The sequence below is a fragment of the Streptomyces sp. AF1A genome (genome assembly GCF_047340315.1).
Classification (GTDB): domain Bacteria; phylum Actinomycetota; class Actinomycetes; order Streptomycetales; family Streptomycetaceae; genus Streptomyces.
In genome coordinates this window covers 1-11,000 of sequence record NZ_JBLEBI010000211.1, presented here as the reverse complement: position 1 = coordinate 11,000, position 11,000 = coordinate 1, and the positions used below count along the sequence as shown (strand labels likewise).

The window sequence follows — 11,000 nt, the reverse complement described above, 5'->3', positions numbered from 1 at the left end:
CCAGGAAGGCCGCAGGGCGGCGACAGGGCCCGCCGCCGCACGGCGCCGTCGCGGCGGCCGGCAGTCCAAGCAAGCGCTTAGTAAATTGCGGCCAGTGTCACACTGCAACACGGGTGACCTCTCAACTACGGCCGGGTAACTTCCCAACCGGCCCTGCCCGCACATCCTGTCCACTGGAGCCGTGATGCCCGAAGCCGTCATCGTCTCGACCGCCCGCTCCCCCATCGGCCGCGCCTTCAAGGGCTCCCTCAAGGACCTGCGCCCCGACGACCTCACCGCCACGATCATCCAGGCGGCCCTCGCGAAGGTCCCCGAGCTGGACCCGCGGGACATCGACGACCTGATGCTCGGCTGCGGTCTGCCCGGCGGCGAGCAGGGCAACAACCTGGGCCGGATCGTCGCCGTGCAGATGGGCATGGACCACCTGCCCGGCTGCACCATCACGCGGTACTGCTCCTCCTCGCTGCAGACCTCCCGCATGGCCCTGCACGCCATCAAGGCCGGCGAGGGCGACGTCTTCATCTCGGCCGGTGTGGAGACGGTCTCCCGCTACACGAAGGGGAACTCCGACAGCCTCCCCGACACGCACAACCCGCTCTTCGCCGAGGCCGAGGCCCGCACCGCCGAGGTCGCCGCGCAGGAGGGCACCACGTGGCACGACCCGCGCGAGGACGGCCTGCTGCCCGACCCGTACATCGCGATGGGCCAGACCGCCGAGAACCTCGCCCGCGCCCGGGGCATCACCCGCGAGGAGATGGACGAGTTCGGCGTCCGCTCGCAGAACCTGGCCGAGCAGGCCATCAAGAACGGCTTCTGGGAGCGAGAGATCACCCCGGTGACCCTCCCCGACGGCACGGTCGTCAGCAAGGACGACGGCCCCCGGCCCGGCGTCACCCTGGAGGGCGTCGCCGGCCTGAAGCCGGTCTTCCGCCCCGACGGGCTGGTCACCGCGGGCAACTGCTGCCCGCTGAACGACGGTGCCGCGGCCGTCGTCATCATGAGCGACACCAAGGCCCGCGAGCTCGGCCTGACCCCGCTCGCCCGGATCGTGTCGACCGGCGTCTCCGGCCTGTCGCCCGAGATCATGGGTCTCGGCCCGGTCGAGGCGAGCAAGCAGGCCCTGCGGCGGGCCGGCCTCACCATCGACGACATCGACCTGGTCGAGATCAACGAGGCGTTCGCCGCCCAGGTGATCCCCTCCTACCGGGACCTCGGCATCGACCTCGACAAGCTGAACGTCAACGGCGGCGCCATCGCCGTCGGCCACCCCTTCGGCATGACCGGCGCGCGGATCACCGGCACGCTCATCAACTCCCTGCAGTGGCACGACAAGCAGTTCGGCCTGGAGACGATGTGCGTGGGCGGCGGCCAGGGCATGGCGATGGTCATCGAGCGCCTGAGCTGAGCCACCGTCCGTAGCGGAACGGGCACTTCACGTCACAGAAAGGCCCAGAACCCCGGAAACCCCGCGGTTCTGGGCCTTTTTGTGATCCAATCTCCCCCAGGATGTGACCTATCTCCCTCGCCGCATACATCGCTGCAGGTCAGCGCAGGTCAGGGCGCTCCTCGGCGAAACCACGACACGCAAGTCCTGTCCGTTTCGTGACGTTACGCACTGACAGTTGGATAGTCCGCCCTTCAAGCTGATGTAGGAAGTCGGGGGTCGACTTTGAACCTGGGAGTACGTCAGTGAGCGCCATGCCGATCGCCCTGCTGCTCACCACGGCCGCCACGGGCGCCGTGGGCGTCGCCGTTCTGCGCACCGTCCTGAAGTTGCGCCGGCAGCTGACGGAGCTGCAGGCCCAGCTCGCGGAGAACCAGTCGGCCGCCATGCGCGCGCTGCTGCCTCACGCCCGCTCCCACGCCGACGCCGAGCACATACGCGCGGCGGTGGCCGAGGCGCTCGCCGAGGAGCGCGAGCGGGAGCTCGCCGAGGCGCGCGCGTTCTGGGCCGCGCAGGAGGCCCGGGACGCCTCCGACGCGCCCTCGCTGGGCCTGCCCGACACCGAGCCGTTCCTGCCCCGGCAGACCGACTTCGCGGGTCTGGAGCCGGTGTCCGAGCAGACCGCGGAGGCCGACGAGTTCGCCGGGGAGTCCCCGGAGCTGGCCGCGGCCCGCCGCCGGCACCCCTCGCACCCGGACTTCGTGCCGGTGCAGTCGTCGGCCGTGAACGACCACGAGCGCACCGTGACCACGCTGGAGCAGCTGGCCGCCGAGCGCGTCGAGCTCTCCGACGTGCGCCCGGGCCCGCTGGGCACCCTGGACGTCTACGTCTTCGCCGACGGCACCACCCTGTGCATGACTCCCGGCCACCGGGAGACGGCCGAGCGCCTCGCCGCCGCGCTGCGGGCCGGCGAGAGTCCGTACCTCCTCGGCGGCTCCGGCATCTCCGGCGCCTACACGCTGACCTTCACCTGCGGCGAGGACACGGTCTACATCCTGGCCGACCGGGTCATCGCGTCGCTGTAGTCCGCACGCGCGGCCCGGTCGCGCACCGGGGTCAGACCCCCGCCCGCGCCCGCGCCTCCTCCACCAGCCGTACGGCCTCGGCGACCTGATCGTCGCTCTGCAGCACCACGGCCAAGTCGTGCGCGGCCACCAGGATCTGGTCGGCCACGGCGAACATCCCCGCGTCCGGCATCTCGCGCGGCTCGGTCCCCGGTTCCTCCACGGCCTGCGCCCACCGGGCCAACTCCCGGGCCAGCGCCAGCGCCTCGGCGGCGGCGCTGCGCTGGAGCCGGCTCTGCGGCGCCGCCCGCAACCGGTCGGCGAAGTGGTCCACTGCTCGGGTCAAGGGCGTCGTATCAACCACGCGCCGAGCGTAACGTGCCGCACTGTTGCCAAGACGCGAACGCTCAGGCACCGTGACGTGAAGGACCGGCTTACATCCCCTTTGCGTTCGGAGGCGCCGATGTCCCAAGTCTTCTCCGAGGAGACCCACCGCAATCTGCTCGCCCGCATCCCCCAATGCACCGGCCGTGAAGTCTCCGACTGGCTGCGCACCGTCGAAGAAGGCCCCGCTCTGTTCCGCTTCGAGGAGAAGGTCAGCTGGCTCCGGCACGAGTACGACCTCGCCTACGGCCACGCGAAGGCGATCGTGCACGAATACGACCTCAGGAGGGCGGCACGCAAGCTGCTCTGACGACGAAGGGCCCCGGAACGCGTCCGGGGCCCTCATCCGCTGCCGTCGACCGGTCGGCCGTGCCGCCGGCCGGTCGTCACTAGTCGTTGTTGGTGAAGATCGCCACCAGTCGCAGCATCTCCAGGTAGATCCAGACCAGGGTCACGGTCAGACCGAACGCGGCGAGCCAGGACTCGCTGCGCGGGGCGCCGTAGGCGATGCCGTCCTCGATCTGCTTGAAGTCGAGGGTCAGGAAGAACGCGCCGAGCAGGATCGCGACGATGCCGACGAGCGCACCGAGCGGGCCGAAGCTGCGCAGGCCGCCGTGCTCGGCGACGCCGAACGCGACCAGCAGCAGGTTGACCGCCATGACCACCAGGAACGCCATGGCGATGGCCATGCCCATGCGGGCGTACCGCGCGGTGACACGGATCCAGCCCGCCTTGTAGACGAGCAGGGTCGCGCCCGAGACCGCCATGGTGCCGAGCACCGCCTGGAAGGGGGCGCCGCTCCAGCGGCTGTTGTACATCTCGCTGATGACGCCCAGGAAGACGCCCTCGAAGGCCGCGTACCCGAGGATCAGGGCGGGCGACGGGGTGCGCTTGAAGCTCTGGACCATCGCCAGGACGAACGCGACCAGCGCGGAGCCGACGGCCAGGCCGTAGCTCGTGGCGGAGACCGGCAGCAGCGCCCAGGCGAGGACGGCGCCGACGGCGACCGTGCCGAGCGTGATGGCCGAGCGGACGACGACGTCGTCCATGGTCATCCGGTCGGTGGTGACCGGGGCCTGCGGCGGGGCGCCGTACTGGACGCCGCCCTGCGCGTACGGGTTCTGGGCGTAGGGGTTCTGCGCGTACGGGTTGCCCTGGGCGTACCCGGCCTGCGGTGCGGTGTTGAAGCCGGCGTAGCCGTTGTCGCGGCTGAACCCCCGTCGCGAGAAGACCGGGTTACTGCTCCTCATCTCACTCCTCCATGGCCGGCGTGCGCGACCTTGGCTCAAGCGTAATGGATTGGCAAAGGATCGACGATCGTACTTGAGGAGGATCTTTCCCCTGCCGTGCTGGCCAACACGCTACGCGGACGGGTGATTCCCGGCCATGGGTGATCGCGTTCCATGACGAACCTGCGACCTAACCGAGAGGAAACCCGGTGTACGCCTCGGCCAGGTCGGTCTCGGCCGCGCGGGAGGAGGCGATGCGCTCCAGCCGGGCGCGCTGCAGGCGCCCGTCGAAGGCGGTGGCGTCGGGGGCCGGGTGCAGCAGGGTCGTCATGTCGTAGGAGAACCGCTCGGCCTGCCACACCCGGCGCAGGCAGGTGGCGGAGTAGGCGTCGAGGAGGTCCGGGGAGCCGGTGTCCTCGGCGTGGACGAGCGCGCGGGCGAGGGTGACGACGTCCCCGACGGCGAGGTTCAGGCCCTTGGCGCCGGTCGGCGGCACGATGTGGGCGGCGTCGCCGGCGAGCAGGAGCCGGCCGTGACGCATCGGCTCGTGCACGTAGGAGCGCATGGGTGTGACCGACTTCTGGGTGAGGGGGCCGCGGCGCAGGGCCCAGTCGTCGTCGGTCTCGAGGCGCCGCTCCAGCTCGTCCCAGATGCGCTCGGCGCTCCACTGCGCGGCGTCCGTCCCGGCGGGGACCTGCAGGTAGAGGCGGGAGACGGACGGGGACCGCATGGAGAGCAGGGCGAAGCCCCGGTCGTGGCGGGCGTAGACGAGTTCGTCGTGCGAGGGCGCCACGTCCGCGAGGATGCCGAGCCAGGCGTAGGGGTACGACCGTTCGAACACGCGGGAGGCCTCGGCCGGGACGGCCTGCCGGGCCACGCCCCAGAAGCCGTCGCAGCCGGCGACGTAGTCGCACTCCAGCACGTCCTCGCGGCCCTCGTGCCGGAAGCGGACGCGCGGCCGGTCGCTCTCGGCGCCCTCCACGGCGAGGGCCTCCGCCTCGAACAGTAGCGGGCCGCCCTCCTTCAACTGAAGGGCGATGAGGTCCTTGCAGACCTCGGTCTGGGCGTAGACCATCACGGACCGGCCGCCGGTGAGGGCGGGGAAGTCGACGCGGTGGCGGCGCCGGTCGAAGCGCAGTTCGATGCCGTCGTGCCGCAGGCCCTCCCGGTCCATCCGCTCCCCGGCGCCGGCGGCGCGCAGCACGTCGACCGTGCCCTGTTCCAGGATTCCGGCCCGCTGCCGGTGTTCGACGTAGGCCCGGTCGCGGCTCTCCAGGACGACCGAGTCGGTGCCGGCCCGGTGCAGCAGCCGCGCGAGCAGCAGCCCGGCCGGCCCGGCTCCGATGATCCCGACGGTGGTGCGCATCGGTCCGCCCCTTCCCCGACCCCCGGCCGCCCACGTGTTCGCGTGGTGAAACTTCCTTCACTTGTCGTTCGGGCGTCGTTCGGGCGTCGAGTCTGCGCCGGGGGGTACTCGCTGTCAACGGGTGAGCCAGGGATGAGTCTGGGGCGGGCCAGGGGCGGGCCGCCCGCCGGGTCCGCGGAGGCGGTCCTGGACCCGGCGGGCGGCCGTGGGACGGCGGCGGCTCGGTCAGTGGCCCGGCCAGCCGTCCAGGTGGCGGTGCAGGGTGACGGTGGGCCGCGCCTTGGCCTTCGGGGCGTGGGCCACGGCGTTGTTCAGGACAGCGGTGACCTCTGCGGCCAGACTGTCGGCCCGCGTCTTCAGCTCGGCGGCGGGCAGCGTCGAGCGGGTCAGCGCGTCCAGCCGGCGGTGGATGTCGTCGAGGTGCCGGCGGGTGGCGGCGTCGAGGCGGAACGCGGTGGGCGTGGACACCACGAACTGGTAGGCGCCGGCCAGGGTCTGGCAGCCGGTGCACTCCTTGTTGGCCGCGTCGCTGTAGTTGGACGCGTTGAGGTGTGTGTGCTCACCGGCGATCGTGACGATCTGGAAGGACAGCGCGACCGACCGGCAGTGGTCGTCGGCCGAACAGCCCGCGGAGACGGCGTTGGCCTGGTTGCGCACGCCGGCCGCGTTGACGGTGCCGAACTGACGGACGGTGAAGGAGTCCCGGACCTGGGTGTGGTGGGCCCGGTCGGCGTGGGAGAACACGTGGTCGGAGGCGAACGCCGCGTGCGCGGCGCCGGTCGCCGCCTGGGCGGGCACGGTGGTGGCCACGCCGGCGACACCCGCCGCGAAGAGGCCGATGCCCAGGGCGCGCCGGCCGAAGGGGTGGTTGCCGGAGCGTGCCTTGCGATGGCTGCTCATGGAGTCTCCTGAGATGAGTTCTGGTGAGGTTCTGTGGGGCGCCCGGGATGTGCCCGGCGGAAGGCCACGACGTGTCAGGGCGTCGCGGGGGCGGCCGGGCCGCCCGTGTCCGTGGACGAGGGCGACGCGGACGGCGTCGCGGACACGCTCTCCGACGGGGTCGGCGTGGCCGACGGGCTCGCGCTGCCGGGCGGCGGGCCCGGGGCCTCGCTGGACCCACCGGAGGAGGACTCCGGCGGCCGGGACTTGGTGCCGGTGGGCTTGCCCGGGGTGGGGTCGGCGGACGCGGACGCGGAGGCCGACGCGCTCGCCGAGGCCCCGCCCGACGGGCCCGTCGCCGACACCGAGCCGCTGGGTACGGCCGACGGCGACGCGGAGGCGCTGCCGCCGGTGCCCTGCGTCCCGGAACCGCCCTGGGACGGGGTCGAGGCGTCCCGGGGCGAGGGCTCCTGGGTCGACACCCCGGGCTGCAGGATCGGCGCGATCGGGGGCTTCTTCGGCAGGGGCTGCGGGGTCATCCCGGACACCCAGGCGTAGCTGAGCCCCGTCAGGCCGGCCAGGGCGAGCGCGCACAGCGCGAGGCGCAGCCCAGGCCGGCCGTCCGTGGCGCGGTTCGCGGCCCGCAGGAGCCGGCCGCCGATCTTCACCGACAGGTAGAGCACGCCGGCCATCGGGCACAGCAGCATGATCGTGCCGATCGTCCCGACGAGCCCGGCGACGATCTGCCCGTGCGCGAACGCCGAGCCGGTGCCGAGGAGTTGCTCGGTGAGCGAGCGGACCATCGTGGTGAGGATGCGGGGCAGGTTCCACAGGGCGTAGCTCATCTCGCCCACGATCAGCGGCACCATGGTCAGCACCCAGGTGGCGACGATGGTGCGCGCCGACCGCTTCAGTCCGGCGACCTCGGCGCGGGCCGCCCGGCCCTTGGCTCCCGGGGCCAGGGAGAGCAGGATCGGCTTGATCTTGCCGTAGAGATCGGGCACCCCGGCCAGGTCGCCGAGGATGTAGTAGCCGTCCAGGCGGACGGCCGGCATCAGCTGTTCCAGGATCTCGAAGTGCCCGAGGTAGACGGCGGCCAGGAAGAACTGCGCCCCGGTGGCGAAGTAGGCCCCGGCCATGCCGAGCATGAAGACGACGTTGAAGTACACCCCGCCGAGGTCGGTGCGGATCCGCCCGGCCCGGGAGATCCGGTAGACGTCGGTGACGTCGGTGTACATCGACGGCCAGATGAGAAAGAGCCCGCACCCGATGCAGCCGGGCCGGGCGCCGCCGTAGCGGCAGGCGGAGGCGTGGCCGAACTCGTGGAAGACGAGCGAGGCCACGGTGAGGCCGAAGACGATCAGGATCAGCACCGGCTGGTCGAGGACCTCCAGCACCGGTTCGATCGCCCCGAAGAAGCCGAACAGCCACACGTCCATCGCGACCGCCGTGAGCAGGACGGCCGCGACGACCACCGGCCGGTGCAGCCAGGCCAGCGCCCGCGCGATCTTCGCCGTGCGGCGCTCGTTGAAGATCACGCGGTGGCCCTTGAGGGCGAGCAGCAGGTCCGAGCGCGGCGCGTCGACCGCGTCGTCCGCCTGGCCCTCGGGCACGCACACGCCGAGCGGTTCGAGCTTCTTCTCCACCAGGTAGCGGATGTTGTCGCCGCTGACCTCGCGGCCGTAGCGGGCGCTGACCCGGTGGGCGATCGTGTCGACGTCGCGCACGCCGTCCACGGACGACGCCACCAGGTACAGCAGCCGGGACAGCTGCACGACCTGCCCGTCCCCCCGACGGGCGATGTACTTCGGCTCGGTGAAGCCCGAGCCCTGGTACTCGCCGTGCAGCCGCAGACCCGCGCTGAGCCGCGGGATTGGCCCTGCCGGCGCTCCCACGACCGGCAGGCTGCCGGTCGTCACCTGCTCGTACGTCACCGGCCAGCCCCCGGGCCCGGGCACCGGACCGGTGTCGTACAGCGTGCTGGTGCCGTCTCCGAGCACCGTCATGTGTGGTCTCCCCCCACGTTGGCCCCGCTCTCCCCCCGGCGTGGCCGCGGGGGCGGACCGCACGAGCCGTGCGGTGCGGTCCGCCCCCGCGCCCGTCGTCGCGGCGGTGCCGTTACTGCTTGACGGTGATCGCCTGCGTGGCCTGCGACTCGGCGTCCGACCACAGGCTGTGGTCGTTCAGGGCGGCCGACTCGTTGTGGGCGTTGATGTTCGCGACGTGCTTGGTGACGTTGACCGTCTTGCCGAAGCTGAACTTCAGCCGGCCGAGCGCCTCGCGGCCCGGCAGCAGCTCCGCGGACTCGCCGTCCAGCTCGCGCATGTCCATGCTCATGATGTAGGTCCTTTCCTGGTCGGTGTGTTGGGGTGGGGCGCGAGCGTTACTGGCTGACGCTGATGGTCTGCGCGGCGCCGGAGTCGGCCACGGACCACGCCGAGTGGTCGTTCAGGGCGGCGGACTCGTTGTGGGCGTTGATGTTCGCGACGTGCTTGGTGACGTTGACGGTCTTGCCGAAGCTGAACTTCAGCCGGCCGAGGGCCTCGCGGCCCGGCAGCAGCTCCGCGGACTCGGCCTCGAGCTCGTGGGCGTCCATCATGATCGATTCCCCCTCGGGAAATAGACATATCCGGTCGGAGAGAGTCAGGTTCCCCCCGGACTCTGTCCAACTTGGTCGGACGGGCTGTCCAACGAAATTGGACACTAGGGCCTCACGGCGCCCCTTCGCAACCCGTTCGGGGAATCACCCTTTCGGCGGCCCGCCTACCCGCCCGTAGAATCGGCGCCGACAGGGACGGTTAGGTCGAGCGGCGAGCAGGAAGTGACCTTCGGTGGCCAACGCACTGCAGCAGTTGATCCGTGAGCGCCTCGACCGCAATGGCTGGTCCTACGGCGACGTGGCGCGCCGCGGCGGCGTGCCCCGCTCCACCGTGCACCACCTGGCCACCACCGACCGCGTCGTCCGCATGCCCCAGGCGACGACCCTGGAGGGGCTGGCCAAGGGACTGGAGCTGCCGCTCGACGCCGTGCGCCGGGCCGCCGCCGAGGCCTGCGGCATCCATGTGTACGGCAGCCCGGCCGGCGACGAGGCGGGCGGCGCGGCACCGCGCTCCGCCGACCCCGAGGTGGACGTGCTCATCGCCAGCGTGCAGCAGCTCTCGGCCGAGGACCGCCGGCACGTCGCGGCCCTGGTGGAGTCCTTGCTGGGCCGGTCCGCGCCGAAGTGACCCGTCCGACGCGATCACGGAGCGCCACGCTCTGGCTCGAGTCGGAAAAAATGCAACTCCGCCCGAATCCCCCGAGATCCCCCGCTAGTCTCTCGTCTGCCCGAGGAGCGAGACACGCACGACCCCGGGCTCTTTGGGGGGAACGTGTTGTTCGTGCATGGCGGGCCGGCCACCGCGGTGGTCCGCGGCCCCGCCGGTGAATCGGTCGTCCTGCTCTCCGGGGAGCTGCCCGAGGTGCTCACCGAGGAAGCGGTGACCGAACTGCTGGACCTGGCCGCCGCGATCCTGGACACGGCGGAACTCGACCTGTTCCGCACCTGCCTGGACACCCTGCGCACGACCGGCCTGCGAGCGGGCCGCCGGGTGGAGGTGAGCGGTGCCGTCCTGACGGTCTACGAAGGGTGAGGGCCGCGGACGGAGCCGACGGTCGCTCAATCCCCGCGTCCGGCCCCGCCGGCGGCGGACGCCCGGTGGGCCCCGCCCCACGCCGTACGCAGCACGCCGGAGACCTCCCCGAAACTGGCACCCGCGGCGAGGGCGTCGCCCAGCGCGTCGCGTGTCCGCCGGTTGCCGGGGTCCGCGGCCGAGACCCGCAGCGCGGCGAGCGCCCTGTCCACCCGGTCCTCGCAGCGCCAGGCCCGCAGCTTGGCCAGGCGCTCGGCCTGGGCCGCCGCGATCGCCCCGGACGACGCCGGGGCCGGTCCGCACGGCGCGGCCAGTTCCGCGGGTGAGGCCGCCCGCACCCGGACGCCGGCCGGCGTGCAGACCGCACCGAGCAGCGCCGACAGCGGTGCGCCGTACCCGTCCGCCGTCGGGCCCGGCTGCCCCCCGCACTCCGGCGGCCGCAGCGCGACCTCGAGACGGCAGCGTCCGCCGCCGGTGCGCTCCTGCGCCACCAGGCACCACAGGGAGGCCAGCAGCGCCGCCCCGGGCAGGCCGGTGAGGACGGTTGCGGTGATGCCGTCCAGCGGCAGACCGCGCAGCAGCACCCGCATGTCGTCGATGGAGTCCACCGCCGCGCCCGCCTGGCCGACCCCTCCGGACGCGGCCGGGGCGTCGCTGTCGTGGCCCAGGCCCGTGGGCCGGTCGGCGCAGACCAGCAGGTGCCGCTTGCCGCGCTCGACCTGCCGCCGGTAGTGCGCGTTGCACTCACTGGCGGAGCCCCGCGCGAGGTGCGCGGGGCGAACCGCCGTCGCTGCCGTCCGGAGTGTGAGGCGCACGGCTCAGTAGCGGTAGTGGTCCGGCTTGTACGGGCCGTCGACGTCCACCCCGATGTACGCCGCCTGCTCCGGGCGCAGCGTGGTGAGCTTGACGCCGAGGGCGTCGAGGTGGAGGCGGGCCACCTTCTCGTCCAGGTGCTTGGGCAGCACGTACACCCCGATCGGGTAGGCGTCGGGCCTGGTGAACAGCTCGATCTGCGCCAGCGTCTGGTCCGCGAAGGAGTTGGACATCACGAACGAGGGATGA

At 72.2% G+C, this 11,000-nt stretch carries 14 protein-coding genes; 5 read left to right on the top strand and 9 right to left on the bottom strand.

Translation table 11 applies throughout. The features are described from left to right. The first annotated feature begins 184 nt into the window (after positions 1-184). Together ACLU3S_RS32745 and ACLU3S_RS32740 are read left to right on the top strand one after the other, a co-directional pair. Positions 185-1,405 (top strand): acetyl-CoA C-acetyltransferase, encoded by a 1,221-nt coding sequence (locus ACLU3S_RS32745; RefSeq protein ID WP_413955613.1) that lies wholly within the window; start codon positions 185-187, stop codon positions 1,403-1,405. 284 nt (positions 1,406-1,689) lie between these two features. Then, positions 1,690-2,469, top strand: a complete 780-nt coding sequence (locus ACLU3S_RS32740; RefSeq protein WP_413955612.1) for a hypothetical protein — start codon at positions 1,690-1,692, stop codon at positions 2,467-2,469. Between the two features lie 31 nt (positions 2,470-2,500). Here ACLU3S_RS32740 and ACLU3S_RS32735 read toward each other — a convergent pair whose 3' ends face one another. Next, positions 2,501-2,812, bottom strand: coding sequence for a hypothetical protein (locus tag ACLU3S_RS32735; RefSeq protein ID WP_413955611.1), 312 nt, complete (start codon positions 2,810-2,812; stop codon positions 2,501-2,503). A 99-nt stretch (positions 2,813-2,911) separates the two neighbouring features. On the opposite strand from ACLU3S_RS32735, the gene ACLU3S_RS32730 reads away from it, so the two are divergent. Continuing rightward, on the top strand, positions 2,912-3,142 hold the full coding sequence (locus tag ACLU3S_RS32730; RefSeq protein WP_413955610.1) for a DUF4287 domain-containing protein: 231 nt from the start codon (positions 2,912-2,914) through the stop codon (positions 3,140-3,142). A gap of 79 nt (positions 3,143-3,221) precedes the next feature. On the opposite strand, the gene ACLU3S_RS32725 is transcribed toward ACLU3S_RS32730, so the two are convergent. From ACLU3S_RS32725 to ACLU3S_RS32700, 6 genes are all read right to left on the bottom strand, one after another. Next, on the bottom strand, positions 3,222-4,082 hold the full coding sequence (locus ACLU3S_RS32725) for a Bax inhibitor-1/YccA family membrane protein (RefSeq protein WP_413955609.1): 861 nt from the start codon (positions 4,080-4,082) through the stop codon (positions 3,222-3,224). A gap of 169 nt (positions 4,083-4,251) precedes the next feature. After that, positions 4,252-5,427, bottom strand: coding sequence for a 4-hydroxybenzoate 3-monooxygenase (locus ACLU3S_RS32720; protein ID WP_413955608.1), 1,176 nt, complete (start codon positions 5,425-5,427; stop codon positions 4,252-4,254). 225 nt (positions 5,428-5,652) lie between these two features. Further along, positions 5,653-6,327, bottom strand: a complete 675-nt coding sequence (locus ACLU3S_RS32715; RefSeq protein ID WP_413955607.1) for a hypothetical protein — start codon at positions 6,325-6,327, stop codon at positions 5,653-5,655. 74 nt (positions 6,328-6,401) lie between these two features. Next, a complete protein-coding gene (locus ACLU3S_RS32710; protein ID WP_413955606.1) occupies positions 6,402-8,312 on the bottom strand; it encodes a hypothetical protein in 1,911 nt (636 codons plus the stop codon). 112 nt (positions 8,313-8,424) lie between these two features. Next, positions 8,425-8,643, bottom strand: a complete 219-nt coding sequence (locus ACLU3S_RS32705; protein ID WP_413955605.1) for a hypothetical protein — start codon at positions 8,641-8,643, stop codon at positions 8,425-8,427. A gap of 46 nt (positions 8,644-8,689) precedes the next feature. Next, complete coding sequence (locus tag ACLU3S_RS32700) at positions 8,690-8,905, bottom strand: hypothetical protein (RefSeq protein ID WP_413955604.1); 216 nt, start codon at positions 8,903-8,905, stop codon at positions 8,690-8,692. Positions 8,906-9,137: 232 nt separating this feature from the next. On the opposite strand from ACLU3S_RS32700, the gene ACLU3S_RS32695 reads away from it, so the two are divergent. Beyond that, positions 9,138-9,533, top strand: coding sequence for a transcriptional regulator (locus tag ACLU3S_RS32695; protein WP_413955603.1), 396 nt, complete (start codon positions 9,138-9,140; stop codon positions 9,531-9,533). Positions 9,534-9,686: 153 nt separating this feature from the next. After that, positions 9,687-9,938: a hypothetical protein gene (locus ACLU3S_RS32690; protein ID WP_413955602.1), complete on the top strand. Its 252-nt coding sequence runs from the start codon at positions 9,687-9,689 to the stop codon at positions 9,936-9,938. A gap of 26 nt (positions 9,939-9,964) precedes the next feature. Here ACLU3S_RS32690 and ACLU3S_RS32685 read toward each other — a convergent pair whose 3' ends face one another. Further along, positions 9,965-10,753: a methylmalonyl-CoA mutase family protein gene (locus ACLU3S_RS32685; protein WP_413955601.1), complete on the bottom strand. Its 789-nt coding sequence runs from the start codon at positions 10,751-10,753 to the stop codon at positions 9,965-9,967. 3 nt (positions 10,754-10,756) lie between these two features. Then, a partial coding sequence (locus ACLU3S_RS32680) for an adenosylhomocysteinase (RefSeq protein ID WP_413955600.1) occupies positions 10,757-11,000 on the bottom strand: 244 nt, incomplete at its 5' end.

Coding starts and splice junctions, on each gene's coding strand:
- ACLU3S_RS32745 (WP_413955613.1), top strand. CDS start 185: ATGCCCGAAGCCGTCATCGTCTCGACCGCCCGCTCCCCCATCGGCCGC.
- ACLU3S_RS32730 (WP_413955610.1), top strand. CDS start 2,912: ATGTCCCAAGTCTTCTCCGAGGAGACCCACCGCAATCTGCTCGCCCGC.
- ACLU3S_RS32715 (WP_413955607.1), bottom strand. CDS start 6,327: ATGAGCAGCCATCGCAAGGCACGCTCCGGCAACCACCCCTTCGGCCGG.
- ACLU3S_RS32705 (WP_413955605.1), bottom strand. CDS start 8,643: ATGAGCATGGACATGCGCGAGCTGGACGGCGAGTCCGCGGAGCTGCTG.
- ACLU3S_RS32710 (WP_413955606.1), bottom strand. CDS start 8,312: ATGACGGTGCTCGGAGACGGCACCAGCACGCTGTACGACACCGGTCCG.
- ACLU3S_RS32700 (WP_413955604.1), bottom strand. CDS start 8,905: ATGATGGACGCCCACGAGCTCGAGGCCGAGTCCGCGGAGCTGCTGCCG.
- ACLU3S_RS32725 (WP_413955609.1), bottom strand. CDS start 4,082: ATGAGGAGCAGTAACCCGGTCTTCTCGCGACGGGGGTTCAGCCGCGAC.
- ACLU3S_RS32720 (WP_413955608.1), bottom strand. CDS start 5,427: ATGCGCACCACCGTCGGGATCATCGGAGCCGGGCCGGCCGGGCTGCTG.